Source organism: Bacillus sp. JJ675 (assembly GCF_036963165.1).
Classification (GTDB): domain Bacteria; phylum Bacillota; class Bacilli; order Bacillales; family Bacillaceae; genus Bacillus; species Bacillus glycinifermentans.
On record NZ_JBALMR010000084.1, the window covers coordinates 66,012 to 82,024 of the forward strand.

General features: G+C 49.8%; 13 protein-coding genes, 1 pseudogene and 1 other annotated feature. All 14 genes and pseudogenes read left to right on the forward strand.

All coding sequences use genetic code 11. The features are described 5' to 3' along the window. Nucleotides 1-4 precede the first annotated feature (4 nt). On the forward strand, nucleotides 5-274 hold the full coding sequence (locus tag V7126_RS20435) for a YggT family protein (RefSeq protein WP_046130713.1): 270 nt from the start codon (nucleotides 5-7) through the stop codon (nucleotides 272-274). A gap of 126 nt (nucleotides 275-400) precedes the next feature. Continuing rightward, nucleotides 401-1,177: an RNA-binding protein gene (locus V7126_RS20440; RefSeq protein WP_335498621.1), complete on the forward strand. Its 777-nt coding sequence runs from the start codon at nucleotides 401-403 to the stop codon at nucleotides 1,175-1,177. Nucleotides 1,178-1,273: 96 nt separating this feature from the next. Further along, nucleotides 1,274-1,768 (forward strand): DivIVA domain-containing protein, encoded by a 495-nt coding sequence (locus V7126_RS20445; protein WP_046130711.1) that lies wholly within the window; start codon nucleotides 1,274-1,276, stop codon nucleotides 1,766-1,768. 63 nt (nucleotides 1,769-1,831) lie between these two features. Next, nucleotides 1,832-2,064: a binding site (T-box leader), on the forward strand. A gap of 50 nt (nucleotides 2,065-2,114) precedes the next feature. Beyond that, entirely contained in the window at nucleotides 2,115-4,871 is a 2,757-nt protein-coding gene (gene ileS / locus V7126_RS20450; RefSeq protein ID WP_335498624.1) for an isoleucine--tRNA ligase, read from the forward strand. 171 nt (nucleotides 4,872-5,042) lie between these two features. Beyond that, nucleotides 5,043-5,408 carry a TraR/DksA family transcriptional regulator gene (locus V7126_RS20455; protein ID WP_175076830.1) on the forward strand — a complete coding sequence of 122 codons (366 nt, stop codon included), beginning with the start codon at nucleotides 5,043-5,045 and terminating at the stop codon, nucleotides 5,406-5,408. 44 nt (nucleotides 5,409-5,452) lie between these two features. Then, on the forward strand, nucleotides 5,453-5,992 hold the full coding sequence (lspA, locus tag V7126_RS20460; RefSeq protein WP_236809822.1) for a signal peptidase II: 540 nt from the start codon (nucleotides 5,453-5,455) through the stop codon (nucleotides 5,990-5,992). Nucleotide 5,993: 1 nt separating this feature from the next. Next, nucleotides 5,994-6,908, forward strand: a complete 915-nt coding sequence (locus V7126_RS20465; RefSeq protein ID WP_175076829.1) for an RluA family pseudouridine synthase — start codon at nucleotides 5,994-5,996, stop codon at nucleotides 6,906-6,908. 178 nt (nucleotides 6,909-7,086) lie between these two features. Then, nucleotides 7,087-7,635, forward strand: coding sequence for a bifunctional pyr operon transcriptional regulator/uracil phosphoribosyltransferase PyrR (gene pyrR, locus V7126_RS20470; protein WP_046130708.1), 549 nt, complete (start codon nucleotides 7,087-7,089; stop codon nucleotides 7,633-7,635). A 190-nt stretch (nucleotides 7,636-7,825) separates the two neighbouring features. Next, entirely contained in the window at nucleotides 7,826-9,118 is a 1,293-nt protein-coding gene (pyrP, locus tag V7126_RS20475) for a uracil permease PyrP (RefSeq protein ID WP_046130707.1), read from the forward strand. A 158-nt stretch (nucleotides 9,119-9,276) separates the two neighbouring features. Continuing rightward, nucleotides 9,277-10,197, forward strand: a complete 921-nt coding sequence (locus tag V7126_RS20480; RefSeq protein WP_046130706.1) for an aspartate carbamoyltransferase catalytic subunit — start codon at nucleotides 9,277-9,279, stop codon at nucleotides 10,195-10,197. Then, entirely contained in the window at nucleotides 10,181-11,467 is a 1,287-nt protein-coding gene (locus V7126_RS20485) for a dihydroorotase (protein ID WP_175076827.1), read from the forward strand. The genes V7126_RS20480 and V7126_RS20485 overlap by 17 nt, the downstream gene beginning before the upstream one ends. Next, nucleotides 11,464-12,558 (forward strand): carbamoyl phosphate synthase small subunit, encoded by a 1,095-nt coding sequence (locus V7126_RS20490; RefSeq protein WP_046130704.1) that lies wholly within the window; start codon nucleotides 11,464-11,466, stop codon nucleotides 12,556-12,558. The genes V7126_RS20485 and V7126_RS20490 overlap by 4 nt, the downstream gene beginning before the upstream one ends. Next, nucleotides 12,543-15,758, forward strand: coding sequence for a carbamoyl-phosphate synthase (glutamine-hydrolyzing) large subunit (gene carB, locus V7126_RS20495; protein ID WP_335498633.1), 3,216 nt, complete (start codon nucleotides 12,543-12,545; stop codon nucleotides 15,756-15,758). The genes V7126_RS20490 and carB overlap by 16 nt, the downstream gene beginning before the upstream one ends. Next, nucleotides 15,755-16,013, forward strand: a pseudogene (locus tag V7126_RS20500) (NAD-dependent dihydroorotate dehydrogenase B electron transfer subunit); the annotation flags it as partial. The gene carB and the pseudogene V7126_RS20500, both read left to right, overlap by 4 nt.

The following is a 16,013-nucleotide window of genomic DNA, read 5'->3' on the forward strand; positions in this document are numbered from 1 at the left end:
GCAGATGATCCTACTTTATAACATTTTAAGCTCGCTTTTGACCGTTTATTCCTTTGCGCTGATCATTTACATCTTTATGTCCTGGGTGCCGAACGCCCGGGAAACATCGATCGGCAGGGTGCTGGCATCTTTATGCGAACCGTATCTTGAGCCGTTCAGAAAAATCATTCCGCCGATCGGCATGATTGACATTTCTCCGATCGTGGCGATTTTCGTCCTGAATTTTGCAAAAACTGGGCTTGCTGCGGTTTTCAGGATGCTTTCTTCGATTTAAGCGCTTGTCCAGTAAGGACTGCGGAATTAAGACTTGCAGCATCTTGAGCGCCGCCATCGGGATGAGCGGGCAAGCTTTGGGCTTGGCCTTTAAAAGCCGGGCCTCTTTACATAGAAAGGGAAGACGATGAGCGATATTTACCAGCATTTCAGAAAAGACGAAGAGCCATTCATCGACCAGGTGCTCGAATGGAAAAGAATCGTGACAGAACAATACCGGATGAAGCTGTCCGATTTTCTCGATCCTCGGGAACAGGTCATCGTAACATCCGTCATCGGCCGGTCGGACGAAGTCAAGCTGGCTTTTTGCGGCGGCTATCCCGAAGCAGAGCGGAAACGTGCCGTGCTTTATCCGGAATATATAGAGCCTGATGCGGAAGACTTTCAGCTTCAGGCCTGGGAAGTGGCGTATCCGGAGAAGTTTGCTTCGATTGAGCATCGCGAGCTTCTCGGGTCGCTGATGGGGATCGGGCTGAAAAGGCAAAAATTCGGCGACCTCATCTTTTCGGGAGAAACGCGGCAGTTTATTTGTTCAGAGGAAGTTGCCGATTTCGTTTTTTCCCAGCTGACTCATGTCGGGAGGGTGAAGGTGTCTCTTGAAAAAATTCCGCTTTCAAAGATTAAAGTCCCTGAACAAGATGTCGAAATAAGAGATGACACAGTTTCATCCTTGAGGCTTGATGCACTTTGCTCGTCGGTGAGCAGACAATCCCGGCAAAAAGCGCAGACGCTTGTCAAAAACGGTCTTGTGAAAGTGAACTGGAAGGTGGTCGATGATCCTTCTTATTCGCTCGCGGAAGGGGACATGCTGTCTGTCCGCGGATTCGGCCGTTTCACGCTGAAAAGCATTGACGGGAAAACGAAAAAGGGCAAGTGGAGAGTAACGTTTGCAAAACAAAAATAAGCCGTTTTACAGTTTTTTTCTCCGTCCGGTCGAATTTTGCTTTATAATGTTGAATAGGACGTTTGTACATACAGAAAAATAATGGAGGTGGGCAGAATGCCTTTGACGCCAAATGATATTCATAATAAGACATTTACCAAAGCGTTCCGCGGCTATGATGAAGACGAAGTGAACGAATTTCTGAACCAGGTGAGAAAAGACTACGAAATCGTTCTCCGCAAAAAAACTGAGCTTGAAGCAAAGGTAAATGAGCTTGATGAGCGTCTCGGACACTTTTCAACGATTGAAGAGACGTTGAATAAATCGATTCTTGTCGCACAGGAAGCAGCAGAGGACGTAAAGCGCAGCTCTGAAAAAGAAGCGAAGCTCATCGTCCGCGAAGCTGAGAAGAACGCAGACCGGATCATCAATGAAGCATTGTCCAAATCGAGAAAGATCGCCATGGAAATCGAAGAGCTGAAAAAACAGTCAAAAGTATTCAGAACCCGCTTCCAAATGCTGATCGAAGCACAGCTTGACCTTCTGAAAAACGATGATTGGGATCATTTGCTCGAATACGAAGTGGACGCTGTCATGGATGAAAGGGAATAGATTTTCCGTTCAATCTTGACATGTTTGTGCCAATTCGCATATAATACGTTCATAAAATCGAGATGAAAAACGTTTGAGAGGGATCGGCATCAATTCCAATAAAGCAATCGAAGCGACCCGGGGGCGGTGTGAGCCCGGGATTGCCGGAGTTTTTGCGAATCAGCCCTCAAGTTTCCTTTCTGAACCTTGCAGTAGGAAAGGACGTCCCATCACGTTACGATGTTTGAGCGGATAAGCCGAAACCGGGCTTATCTAAAAGGGTGGTACCGCGAGATCAAAGCCTTCTCGTCCCTTATGGGATGAAAAGGCTTTTTTTGTTTTAGAAAAATGGTTTGGAGGAATGGGAATGGATTACAAAGATACGCTCTTGATGCCGAAGACGGATTTTCCAATGAGGGGAAACCTGCCGAAGCGGGAGCCTGAGATTCAGGAAAAATGGGAGGACATGGACATCTACCGCCTCGTTCAGCAACGGACGGAAGGCAGACCGCTGTTTGTCCTGCATGACGGACCTCCGTATGCGAACGGCGACATCCATATGGGGCATGCCCTCAATAAAATCATGAAGGATATCATCGTCCGTTCCAAATCGATGAACGGCTATCATGCGCCATATGTGCCCGGCTGGGACACTCACGGGCTGCCGATTGAAACAGCCCTTACGAAAAACAAAAAAGTAAAGCGCAAAGAAATGTCTGTAGCCGAATTCCGCAAGCTTTGCGAAGAGTATGCGTGGCAGCAGATCGAAGGCCAAAAAGCGCAATTTAAGCGCCTCGGCGTCAGAGGGGATTGGAAAAATCCGTATGTGACGCTAAAACCTGAGTTTGAAGCGCAGCAAATTAAAGTGTTCGGCGAAATGGCGAAAAAAGGCTATATTTACAAAGGCTTAAAGCCTGTTTACTGGTCCCCTTCAAGCGAATCCGCTTTGGCTGAAGCGGAAATCGAATATTACGACAAACGCTCACCGTCGATCTATGTTGCGTTTGACGTAAAAGACGGAAAAGGCGTTTTGACAAACGGCGAAAAATTCATCATCTGGACGACAACGCCTTGGACGATCCCGGCAAACCTTGGAATCGCCGTGCATCCGGATTTGGAATACAGCGTCGTCGCTTCAGGCGGCTCACGCTATGTCATCGCAAGCGCATTGGTCGACAGCACGGCACAAACGCTCGGCTTTGAAAATCCGGAAGTCGTCAAGACGGTAAAAGGAAAAGATTTGGAACACATCACAGCCATCCATCCGTTATACGGCAGAGACTCGCTCGTCATGCTCGGCGAGCACGTGACGACAGACGCCGGTACAGGGTGCGTTCATACCGCTCCCGGACACGGGGAAGACGACTTTATCATCGGCCAGAAATACGGCCTTGACGTTTTGTGCCCTGTCGATGAGAAAGGAAACATGACAAGCGAGGCGCCGGGATTTGAAGGACTGTTTTACGATCAGGCCAACAAGGCGATTACGGAAAAGCTTGAAGAAAACGGCGCTTTGATGAAGCTTGATTTCATCACCCACTCTTATCCGCACGACTGGAGAACGAAAAAACCGACGATTTTCCGCGCGACTGCGCAATGGTTTGCGTCAATCAAAGACTTTAGAGACGAGCTGCTTGAAGCCGTTAAGGAAACAAAATGGATGCCTGAATGGGGCGAAACGCGCCTTTACAATATGATTCGCGATCGCGGCGACTGGTGTATTTCAAGACAGCGCGCATGGGGCGTGCCGATTCCGGTATTCTACGCCGAAAACGGTGAACCGATCATTACCGATGAAACGATCGAACACGTTTCTGAATTGTTCAGGGAGCACGGATCAAACATTTGGTTTGAAAAAGAGGCGAATGAGCTGCTTCCTGAAGGCTTTACACACCCTGGAAGCCCGAATGGCAAGTTCACGAAAGAGCAGGATATCATGGATGTCTGGTTTGATTCAGGTTCATCCCACCAGGCCGTGTTAGTAGAACGGGAAGAACTGGTAAGGCCTGCCGACTTATATCTTGAAGGCTCTGACCAATACCGCGGCTGGTTCAACTCATCGGTTTCAACAGCGGTCGCCGTAACCGGAAAAGCGCCGTATAAAGGCGTCCTGTCTCACGGATTTGCGCTCGACGGAGAAGGTCGCAAAATGAGCAAGTCGCTCGGCAATGTCGTCGTTCCGGCTAAAATCATGAACCAGTTCGGCGCCGATATTTTGAGGCTGTGGGTGGCATCTGTAGACTATCAAGCAGACGTCCGCGTATCTGACGCGATTTTGAAGCAAGTCGCTGAAGTGTACCGGAAAATCCGCAACACGTTCCGCTTCCTTCACGGGAACATTGCCGATTTTGATCCGGCAAAAGATGCGGTTCCTGTAAAGGATCTCCGTGAAGTGGATCAGTACATGCTGATCAAGCTGAACAACGTCATCGAAAAAGTCAAAAAAGCGTACGAAGAATACGAATTTGCCGTGATCTACCATACGATCCACAACTTCTGCGCGATCGAGCTCAGCTCGTTCTATATGGATTTCGCTAAAGATGTCGTCTATATTGAGCATGCTGATCAAAAAGACCGCCGCTCAATGCAGACCGTGTTCTACGAAACATTGGTCGCACTCGTTAAGCTCGTTACGCCGATCCTGCCGCATACGGCAGAAGAAATGTGGAGCCACTTCACATTTGTAACGGAAAAAAGCGTGCAGCTTACCGATATGCCTGAAACGAAAGAAATCCCGAATGCGAAAGAGACGGAAGAGAAATTCGACCGCTTCATGAACCTTCGCGACGATGTGTTAAAGGCGCTTGAAACAGCGCGGAACGAAAAGGTGATCGGAAAATCTTCCGTTGCAAGCCTGACGCTGTATCCAACTGAACAGTCAAGGGCGCTGCTTTCTTCGATCAACGAAGATTTGAAACAGCTCTTCATCGTTTCCGAATTGACCATCGCCGAAACGGAAGTTCCGGAAGATGCGCAAACGTTTGAGACGGGTAAAATCGTCGTTAAACAGGCGGAAGGCGAGACTTGCGAACGGTGCCGCATGGTTTCTAAAGAAATCGGCCATGATCCTGACCATCCTGAGCTTTGCCCTCGCTGTGCAGAGATCGTCAAAACGTATTATTAACATTACCCAAAGCGGTTCGGACATCCGGGCCGCTTTTTTTTGCCGGCAAAACAGCGGCGCTTTCCCAAACCTGACACTGTTTTGAACGTCAGGAAAAATCTTATGGGCTTTGAGATCTGCATTGTCGGTAACACTAAAAGCACAACGATAAAAGCAGGAGTTGATGCAGGAGTGAACGATCAGCTGGCAAACATACAAGACGAACTTCTTCAAATGAAGCAGGAACTTGAATCACGGTTGTTTGAGTATTCATTTTTTCAGCAAGGTTCTCAGGTAAACCGGTCCTATCAGCAGGCGACTCTTATATACCATGTGAAAGAAGAACTCCAGGATGTGCTTTTAGCCCTTTCAAAAATAGAAAACGGAACGTATGGGATTTGCGAAGAAACAGGAAAGGTGATCCCGTATTCAAAGATGGCCGTTTTGCCGACGGCAAGGACGGCGGATGACTTTTTGTACCATATCCAGTTTGAGAAAAAGACGCTTCCTATTTGGGCTGAAACAGATGAAACGTACGATGAGGCGCTTTATTCGTAATGTTGGAAAGAGGGCAGGCGGTCCGCCCTCTTTTAAGGATGTCAATGATTATTCCTTTACTCCTTTTCTTTTTCTTGATAAAATGCTTAAATGAAGAGAAACAGAAACTGGAGGAACGGTTTGTGCCTTATTACATACTTGCATTGTTTATTATCGGCATCGATCAATTAACGAAATGGCTTGTCGTGAGCAACATGGTATACGGGGAAAGCATTCCGGTCATCGGCAGCTTCCTGCAGATCACGTCACATCGGAATACCGGCGCGGCATGGGGAATTCTCGCCGGTCAGATGTGGTTTTTTTACATCATTACAACGGTTGTGATAATCGGCATCATCTACTACATCCAAAAGCATGCAAAAGGGCAAAAACTGCTCGGCATCTCGCTCGGTTTGATGCTCGGCGGTGCAATCGGCAATTTTATCGACCGCGTGTTCAGACAAGAGGTTGTCGATTTTATACATGTAACGATCGTCAACTATCATTATCCGATTTTTAATGTTGCCGATTCGTCTTTATGCATCGGCGTCCTGCTTTTGTTTGTGCAAATGCTGTTAGACGGAAAGAAGAAGAAGGAGCTGTAACATGGAGCAATACGAGATGACCGTTCAAAACGGCCACAAAGGCGAACGGATTGATAAATACTTGACCGCGATGGAATCGGACTGGTCGCGGACACAAGTTCAGCAGTGGATTAAAGAAGACCGCGTTCATGTGAACGAAAAGGCTGTCAAAGCAAACTACAAAGTTCAGCCGGGCGATGTCGTGAAAGTCGATGTCCCTGACCCTGAACCGCTCGACGTTTTGGCTGAACCGATGGATCTCGATATTTATTATGAAGACCAGGATGTCCTTGTCGTCAACAAACCGCGCGGGATGGTCGTCCATCCGGCTCCCGGCCATCTGACGGGAACGCTTGTCAACGGCTTGATGGCGCATTGCGATGATCTGTCAGGCATCAACGGCGTCATGCGTCCGGGGATCGTCCACCGGATTGATAAAGATACGTCAGGGCTTTTGATGGTTGCCAAAAACGATATGGCCCATGAGTCCCTTGTATCCCAGCTTGTCAATAAGACGGTGACAAGAATCTATACGGCGCTCGTTCATGGGGTTATTCCCCATGACCACGGAACGATCGATGCGCCGATCGGAAGAGATAAAAAAGACCGGCAGAGCATGACGGTCACAAGGGAAAACGGAAAGCATGCGGTGACTCATTTTGAAGTGAAAGAGCGGTTTGACGATTTTACCGTGGTTGAATGCCGGCTGGAGACTGGAAGAACCCATCAGATTCGGGTGCATATGAAATACATCGGCTTTCCGCTTGCCGGAGACCCGAAATACGGACCGAAGAAAACGATCGATTTCAACGGACAGGCTCTGCATGCCGGTGTTTTAGGATTTGATCATCCTCGGACAGGGGAATATATCGAATTTAAGGCGCCCCTGCCAGACGATATGAAAAATCTTCTCGACAAACTTCGAAATAATCATTGACAGACGATTTCTTTTTTGAAATAATAAACGAAGTTAGAACAGATTCTTTAACACAGTCCAGAGAGGCTGAGAAGGATATCGGACAAGTGAATGGGTATATTCGCTTTAAAGACCCCTCTCTGCCTGCCAGAAGGGGTTTTTGTTTTATCCTTTTATCAAGAGATGAGGTGCATCTGTCATGGAAGGACAGGAAAAGGCTGTTGTACTTGACGAACAGGCGATCAGAAGGGCGCTGACAAGAATCGCCCACGAAATGATCGAACGAAACAAGGGAATGAACAACTGCATCCTCGTCGGAATCAAGACGAGAGGGATTTATTTGGCAAAGCGCCTTGCCGAACGAATCGAACAAATTGAAGGAAACAAAGTGACCGTCGGAGAACTCGACATTACGCTGTACAGAGACGATCTGTCCAAAAAAACGGCCAATGAGGAACCGCTGGTCAAAGGCGCGGATATTCCGGTTGACATTACCGATCAAAAGGTGATCGTCGTCGATGATGTCCTCTACACGGGACGGACGGTCAGAGCGGCGATGGACGCGCTAGTAGACGTCGGACGGCCTTCTGCAATACAGCTCGCCGTCCTCGTTGACCGAGGTCATAGGGAGCTGCCGATCAGGGCTGACTTCATCGGAAAAAACATTCCGACTTCAAAATCCGAAAAGGTCATGGTTCAGCTCGAAGAAGTTGACGGCCGCGACCTTGCGGCGATTTATAAAAAATGAATGATTATATCCTTTTTTAAGTGCATTCCAGAGAGTTTGCAAAGAGGGATTAGACGGGACAGTCACTTCATAGCAGTGACGATTTTGGTCTGCCTCTTTGCGCATATGCAAAGAGGCTTTTTTAATGGTCGTTATCTTTACCGGATTTAAGACATCATAGAAAATGAGTCGATCATCAGGAGGAAAAATTATGAGTCAGAAAAACGTTAACTTAGATGTAAGAGAAGTGCCAAAACCGCTGAATTGGCTTTCATTCAGTCTTCAGCATTTGTTCGCCATGTTCGGATCGACCATCCTCGTGCCGAAACTGGTCGGCTTGAGCCCGGGTGTCGCGCTGATTACGAGCGGACTCGGGACACTCGCATACCTGTTGATTACAAAAGGACAGATTCCCGCTTACTTAGGATCATCGTTCGCGTTTATCGCCCCGATCCTTGCGGCTAAAGCTGCCGGCGGCCCTGGAGCAGCCATGATCGGCGCGTTTATGGCCGGGATTGTCTACGGGCTGATCGCCTTATTCATTCAGCGGCTCGGCACGGGCTGGCTGATGAAGCTTCTGCCGCCGATTGTCATCGGACCGGTCATCATCGTCATCGGGCTCGGACTGGCGAGCACGGCGGTTAATATGGCGATGTACGAAAATCCGAATGCCGAAACGCTCGTATACAGCGCAAAACACTTCGGCGTAGCCGGGTTTACGCTTGCCGTGACGATCGTATGCGCAATCTTCCTGCGCGGTTTTTTCAGCCTGATACCGGTACTTATAGGAATCATCTGCGGATACTTGTTCGCCCTCACGCAAGGAATCGTCGACTTTCAAATGGTGGCGGATGCCAAATGGTTCGCGGTTCCGGATTTCGTTCTGCCGTTTGTTGATTATACGCCGACCACCGCAGCTGCCGTCATCGGACTGGCCATGGTGCCCGTCGCATTCGTAACCATGTCCGAGCATATCGGACACCAGATGGTTCTAAGCAAAGTCGTCGGCCGGGATTTCATTAAGAAGCCCGGGCTCCATCGCTCCATCTTAGGAGACAGCGTCGCGACGATGATCGCTTCTTGCATCGGCGGGCCGCCGACAACGACATACGGAGAAAACATCGGCGTTTTGGCGATCACGAGGGTCTTCAGCGTGTTCGTCATCGGCGGAGCCGCCGTCATTGCATTGTGCTTCGGTTTCGTCGGCAAAATTTCCGCGCTGATCAGCTCGGTTCCTTCAGCCGTCATGGGAGGCGTGTCCTTCCTGCTCTTCGGCATCATCGCATCAAGCGGGCTCCGCATGCTGATTGACAATAAAATCGATTTGGAAAACAAACGAAACTTGATCATTTCATCCGTCATTCTCGTCATCGGGGTCGGCGGCGCATTCATCAAAATCTCCGGATTTGAGCTGTCCAGCATGGCGCTTGCCGCAATCGTCGGCGTGATCTTAAACCTTGTTCTGCCGGAATCAAAAGAAGATCAGGGTGGGACAGAAGCTTAAAAAACGCATACGGAAGACCTTTTAAATGAAGTCCAGAGAGGCTTGAAAGGGTTGTTGAAAGGGAAGTGCATAAGCGCATTCTCTGATTCACTATACCCCAAGCCATACGGCTTGGGGTTTTTTTATAAAAACATTCAATGAAAGCGGAGGGGTAAACATTGAAACATTTGACCGCAATGAACGAGCTGAGTCTTGAGGAGATTTTCGGTCTGATTGAAGAGGCGGAAGCGCTGAAAAAAGGCAAATCTGATCGCGTTCTCTCCGGAAAGTTTGCTGCCAACTTGTTCTTTGAGCCGAGTACACGGACGCGCTTCAGCTTTGAAGTCGCAGAGAAGAAGCTCGGCATGAATGTTTTGAATCTGGACGGTGTATCGACAAGCGTTCAAAAAGGGGAGTCATTGTACGATACGGTACGAACGCTTGAATCCATCGGCGCAGATGTTTGCGTGATCAGGCACTCGGAGGATGATTATTACAAGGAATTGGTCGGGCGTGTCGGCATTCCGGTAATCAATGCCGGAGACGGCTGCGGCCAGCATCCGACGCAATCTCTGCTCGACTTAATGACGATTCACGAGGAATTCGGCAAATTTGACGGACTGACCGTATCGATTCACGGCGACATCAAGCACAGCAGAGTGGCACGCTCGAACGCCGAAGTGCTCTCAAGGCTCGGGGCCGCGGTTCTTTTCTCAGGACCGGACGAGTGGCGGGATGCGGATAATCCGTACGGGACTTATGTGCCGGCGGACGAAGCGGTCGCCAATTCAGACGTCGTGATGCTGCTTCGGATTCAGCACGAGCGCCATCAGACGAAAACGGCCGATCGCGGGTTTTTGCAAACATTCGGATTGTCGCTGGAGCGGGCGAAGCGTTTGAAAAAGGACGCGATCATTATGCACCCGGCCCCGGTCAATCGCGGCGTCGAAATCGACAGCGCGCTTGTGGAATCGGCGCAATCAAGGATTTTTAAACAAATGGAAAACGGGGTCTACATCAGAATGGCGGTTTTAAAAAGAGCGCTTGAGAAACGCGAAAACGAAAAAAGGGGAGATCAGGCTTATGTCTTATTTAATTAAAAACGGCTTCATGCTGGATGAAAACGGCGAAAAAATAAAGCGTGACATCAGGATAGAAGGGGAAGTCATAAGCGAGATCGGCACCCTTGAGGCCGAACCGGGCGAATCGGTCATTGATGCTGAAGGACTGTTCGTCTCTCCCGGACTCATCGACCTTCACGTCCATTTCAGAGAGCCGGGCGGAGAGAAAAAGGAGACGATTGAAACGGGTGCACAAGCAGCGGCAAGAGGCGGTTTCACGACGGTAGCTGCGATGCCGAACACACGACCTGTCCCTGATACGAAAGAACAAATGGATTGGCTGACAAATCGCATTCAGGAAACGGCATCTGTCAGGGTCCTTCCGTACGCCTCGATTACGGTCAGACAGACCGGCAAAGACATGACCGATTTCGACGAATTGTCCGAAGCAGGCGCATTCGCCTTTACAGACGACGGAGTCGGCGTCCAAACTGCCGGAATGATGTTTGAGGCGATGAAAAAGGCGGCCTCGATCAACAAAGCGATCGTCGCCCACTGTGAAGACAATTCGCTGATCTACGGGGGAAGCGTGCACGACGGGGAATTTGCAAAAAAACACGGTCTAAACGGAATTCCTTCGATCTGTGAAGCGGTTCATATTGCAAGAGACGTGCTGCTGGCGGAAGCGGCAGGCTGCCATTATCACGTCTGCCATATCAGCACGAAGGAATCGGTCAGGGCCGTCCGCGACGCTAAAAAGGCCGGAATCCGCGTCACTGCGGAAGTAACGCCGCACCATTTGCTGCTTTGCGACACAGATATACCGGGGCTTGATACGAATTACAAAATGAATCCGCCTCTCAGAAGCAAAGAAGACAGGGAAGCGCTTTTGGAAGGGCTTCTCGATGGAACGATCGATTTTATCGCAACAGACCATGCCCCGCATACGGAAGCGGAAAAACAGCAGACGATGAGCCTCGCCCCGTTTGGAATCGTCGGCTTGGAAACGGCTTTTCCGCTTCTGTACACGCACTTTGTCAAAAACGGTGCCTGGACATTAAAACAGCTTGTCGATTATATGACGGTTAAGCCTTGTGAAGCATTCGGACTGCCATACGGAAGGCTTGAAGCCGGACGACCGGCGGACATCACGCTGATCGATCTTGAAAAAGAAGACAAAATCGATAAAAACCGCTTTCTTTCCAAAGGAAAAAATACGCCGTTTGACGGCATCAACTGCTTCGGCTGGCCTGTATTGACGATGGCTGCCGGAAAAGTCGCTTACAAAGAGGGGAGACTCGTAAAATGAAAAGACGTCTAGTGCTTGAAAACGGAACGATATTTGAAGGGAAGGCCTTCGGCAGCCTGGAGAACACAATGGGGGAAGTCGTGTTCAACACGGGGATGACGGGCTATCAGGAAATTCTCTCAGACCCTTCCTACTGCGGGCAGATTGTCACATTAACCTATCCTCTGATCGGAAACTACGGCATCAACAGAGACGATTTTGAATCGATTACACCTTATGTCAAAGGGTTTATAGTAAAAGAGTTATGTCAACTTCCTTCAAACTGGCGTTCGGCATATACGCTGGATGACTATTTGAAAATGAAGAACATTCCGGGCTTGTCGGGAATCGATACGAGAAAGCTGACGAGAATGATCCGTACGGCAGGGACGCTGAAAGGGATGTTCGCCGGTCCTGATGAGGACGCGGACGCTTTGATCAGAAAAATGAAAGAAACGGAGCTTCCGCGGGATCAGGTCAGTCAAGTGTCAACGAAAACCGCCTATCCGAGCCCTGGAAGAGGCAAGCGGATCGTGCTTGTTGATTTCGGCATGAAACATGGCATCTTAAGGGAATTGAACAAGCGCAAATGCGATTGTATCGTCGTCCCCCACCATGTAACCGCTGAAGAAATCATGCAGCTCAAGCCTGACGGCGTCATGCTGTCAAACGGACCTGGGGATCCGAAGGACGTACCTGAAGCGATTGCCATGATCCAAAACATTCTCGGCAAGGTGCCGCTGTTCGGGATCTGCCTCGGACATCAGCTGTTCGCGCTCGCATGCGGAGCTGAGACCGTCAAGATGAAATTCGGCCACCGCGGCTCCAACCATCCGGTAAAATGCTTGAAAACGGGCAGAGTATCGATCACGGCGCAAAACCACGGCTACACGGTTTCATCTGTTGAAAATACGCCGCTTGAAGTGACGCACGTGGCGATCAACGACAACACGATTGAAGGCCTGAAACATAAATCAGAGCCTGCCTTTACGGTGCAATATCACCCGGAAGCTTCACCGGGACCTGAGGATGCCAACCATTTATTTGATCAATTTCTGCAGATGATTGAAACGACAGAGAAAGAAGGGGAAACGGTATGCCTAAACGCGTAGACATTCAAAAGATTTTGGTGATCGGCTCAGGTCCGATTATAATCGGCCAGGCGGCAGAGTTTGATTATGCGGGCACCCAAGCGTGCCTCGCTTTAAAAGAAGAGGGCTATGAAGTCATTCTCGTCAACTCCAATCCGGCGACGATTATGACGGATACGGAAATGGCAGACAGGGTTTATATCGAACCGCTGACGCTCGAGTTTTTAACGCGGATTATCCGTAAAGAGCGCCCTGATGCGATTTTGCCTACCTTGGGCGGCCAGACAGGCCTGAATTTGGCGGTCGAATTGTCAGAGAACGGCATTTTGGAAGAGTGCGGCGTTGAAGTGCTCGGCACGAAATTGTCCGCGATTCAAAAGGCGGAAGACCGCGATTTGTTCAGAAGCTTGATGAATGAGCTCAACGAGCCGGTGCCGGAAAGCGACATTATCCATTCGTTAGCAGAAGCCCAAGATTTTGTCGGGAAAATCGGGTTTCCGGTCATCGTCAGACCTGCATACACGCTCGGCGGAACCGGCGGAGGAATCTGTTCAAATGAAGATGAACTGAAGGAAATCGTTGAGAACGGCTTGAAAATGAGCCCTGTTCATCAATGTCTGCTCGAAAAAAGCATTGCCGGATATAAAGAGATCGAATATGAGGTGATGAGAGATTCGAACGATCACGCGATCGTCGTCTGCAATATGGAAAACATCGATCCCGTCGGCATCCATACCGGAGACAGCATCGTCGTCGCACCGAGCCAGACGCTGAGCGACCGCGAATACCAAATGCTTCGCAATGTATCGCTTAAAATCATCCGCGCGCTCGAAATCGAAGGAGGCTGCAATGTGCAGCTGGCGCTTGATCCGGACAGTTTCCAATACTACATTATCGAGGTCAACCCGCGGGTCAGCCGTTCTTCAGCGCTCGCTTCAAAGGCGACAGGGTACCCGATTGCAAAGCTCGCTGCCAAAATCGCCGTCGGCTTGTCTCTTGATGAAATGATGAACCCTGTGACAGGAAAAACGTATGCTTCGTTTGAGCCGGCGCTTGATTATGTCGTCTCAAAGATTCCGCGTTGGCCGTTCGATAAGTTTGAATCGGCAAACCGCAAACTCGGCACGCAGATGAAAGCGACGGGCGAGGTGATGGCGATCGGCAGAACGTTGGAGGAATCTCTTCTTAAAGCGGTCCGCTCGCTTGAAGCAGACGTGTACCACCTTGAATTAAAAGATGCAGAAGACATTACAAATGGCGTGCTTGAGAAGCGGATCAAAAAAGCGGGCGATGAACGGCTCTTCTATTTGGCAGAAGCGTTCAGAAGGGGCTATACTGTCCTTGATCTCCACGAATTTTCTAAGATTGACGTTTTCTTCCTGTATAAACTGGAAGGGATTATCCGCTTCGAAGAAAAACTGCAAGCGGAGCGCGGCGATCTTGCGCTGTTGAAAGAGGCGAAAGAACTCGGCTTTTCAGACCGCTTCATCAGCCGCCTGTGGGAAATGCCTGAACGAAAGGTGTATGAGCTTAGAAAAGAAGCGGGCATCACGCCGGTTTATAAAATGGTTGATACGTGCGCGGCCGAATTTGAATCGGAAACGCCTTATTTTTACAGCACGTATGAAGAAGAAAACGAGTCTTTAAGAACCGGGAAAAAGAGCGTGGTCGTGCTCGGCTCAGGCCCGATCCGGATCGGCCAGGGGGTTGAGTTTGACTATGCGACGGTGCATTCGGTCTGGGCGATCAAAGAAGCCGGCTATGAAGCGGTTATCATTAACAACAACCCTGAGACTGTGTCGACGGACTTCAGCATTTCCGACAAGCTGTACTTTGAGCCGCTGACGATTGAAGATGTCATGCATGTCATCGACTTGGAGCAGCCGGAAGGCGTCGTCGTCCAATTCGGCGGACAAACTGCGATCAATCTCGCCAATGAACTGGCAGAGAGGGGGGTAAACATTCTCGGAACGTCGCTGGAGGACTTGGATCGCGCAGAAGACCGCGACAAATTCGAGAATGCGCTTGAAACGCTGAATGTTCCTCAGCCGCTCGGCAAAACGGCAACTTCTGTGGGTGAAGCCGTCACAATCGCAGGCCGTATCGGCTACCCTGTGCTTGTGCGCCCATCCTACGTTCTCGGCGGAAGGGCGATGGAGATCGTGTACCATGAAGAAGAGCTTCTTCATTACATGGAACATGCGGTCAAAATCAACCCGCAGCATCCTGTTCTCATCGATAAATATTTAATCGGAAAAGAAATCGAAGTCGACGCGATTTCCGACGGGGAAACGATCGTCATTCCGGGGATCATGGAGCATATCGAACGGGCGGGCGTCCACTCCGGAGACTCGATTGCCGTCTATCCGCCGCAATCGCTCTCTATAGAGATCAAGAAAAAGATCGAACAGTATACGGTCGAACTCGCGAAAGGCTTGAACATCATCGGATTGCTCAACATTCAGTTCGTCCTTTCAAAAGATGAGGTCTATGTCCTTGAGGTGAATCCGCGCTCAAGCCGGACGGTGCCGTTCCTCAGCAAAATCACCGGAATTCCGATGGCAAATCTCGCGACAAAGGTCATTCTCGGCCAAAAGCTTGCCGATATGGGATATACAGAAGGCCTTCAAAAAGAGCAGGAAGGCGTCTATGTAAAAGTTCCGGTCTTCTCCTTCGCAAAGCTGAGGAGAGTGGACATCACGCTCGGTCCGGAAATGAAATCGACTGGTGAAGTCATGGGGAAAGATACGACACTCGAAAAGGCGCTTTATAAAGGACTGATCGCTTCAGGCATCCAGATCCCGAATTACGGATCTGTGCTTCTGACCGTCGCTGATAAAGACAAGGAAGAAGGACTCCATATCGCCAAACGGTTCCACGCCATCGGCTATAAAATCCTGGCGACAGAAGGAACGGCAGATTGCCTGCGGGCGGCATCCGTCCCTGTGAAAACCGTCGGGAAAATCGGCGAGGAAGGCACGAATCTGCTTGACGTCATCCGCAACGGGGAAGCGCAGTTCGTCGTGAATACTTTGACAAAAGGAAAGCAGCCGGAAAGGGACGGCTTCAGAATCAGACGGGAATCGGTGGAAAACGGCGTGGCCTGCCTGACGTCATTAGACACGGCAGAAGCGATTTTGAGGGTGCTAGAAAGCATGAGCTTCCGCGCCGATCATATGCCCGCTGTCAAAGTCGGTCAAGAGGCGGCGGCCGTCAGATGAAAAAAGGATATATGACGGTTCGTTCCAACGATTGCATTGCCGATAACATTTATCAAATGGTGCTGAAAGGGGAGCTCGCTGAGTCGTGCAGCGCCCCCGGCCAGTTCCTTCATTTGAAAGTCGCCGAGTCTGTCACCCCTTTGTTAAGGCGGCCGATCAGCATCGCCCGCATTGATCGGGACAACCGGGAAATCACGGTTATTTTCCGAAAGGACGGAGAGGGGACACGGCTTCTCTCATTAAAGGAAAAGGGAG

Coding starts and splice junctions, on each gene's coding strand:
- V7126_RS20435 (WP_046130713.1), top strand. CDS start 5: ATGATCCTACTTTATAACATTTTAAGCTCGCTTTTGACCGTTTATTCC.
- V7126_RS20440 (WP_335498621.1), top strand. CDS start 401: ATGAGCGATATTTACCAGCATTTCAGAAAAGACGAAGAGCCATTCATC.
- V7126_RS20445 (WP_046130711.1), top strand. CDS start 1,274: ATGCCTTTGACGCCAAATGATATTCATAATAAGACATTTACCAAAGCG.
- ileS (WP_335498624.1), top strand. CDS start 2,115: ATGGATTACAAAGATACGCTCTTGATGCCGAAGACGGATTTTCCAATG.
- lspA (WP_236809822.1), top strand. CDS start 5,453: ATGATTATTCCTTTACTCCTTTTCTTTTTCTTGATAAAATGCTTAAAT.
- V7126_RS20465 (WP_175076829.1), top strand. CDS start 5,994: ATGGAGCAATACGAGATGACCGTTCAAAACGGCCACAAAGGCGAACGG.
- pyrR (WP_046130708.1), top strand. CDS start 7,087: ATGGAAGGACAGGAAAAGGCTGTTGTACTTGACGAACAGGCGATCAGA.
- pyrP (WP_046130707.1), top strand. CDS start 7,826: ATGAGTCAGAAAAACGTTAACTTAGATGTAAGAGAAGTGCCAAAACCG.
- V7126_RS20485 (WP_175076827.1), top strand. CDS start 10,181: ATGTCTTATTTAATTAAAAACGGCTTCATGCTGGATGAAAACGGCGAA.
- V7126_RS20490 (WP_046130704.1), top strand. CDS start 11,464: ATGAAAAGACGTCTAGTGCTTGAAAACGGAACGATATTTGAAGGGAAG.
- carB (WP_335498633.1), top strand. CDS start 12,543: ATGCCTAAACGCGTAGACATTCAAAAGATTTTGGTGATCGGCTCAGGT.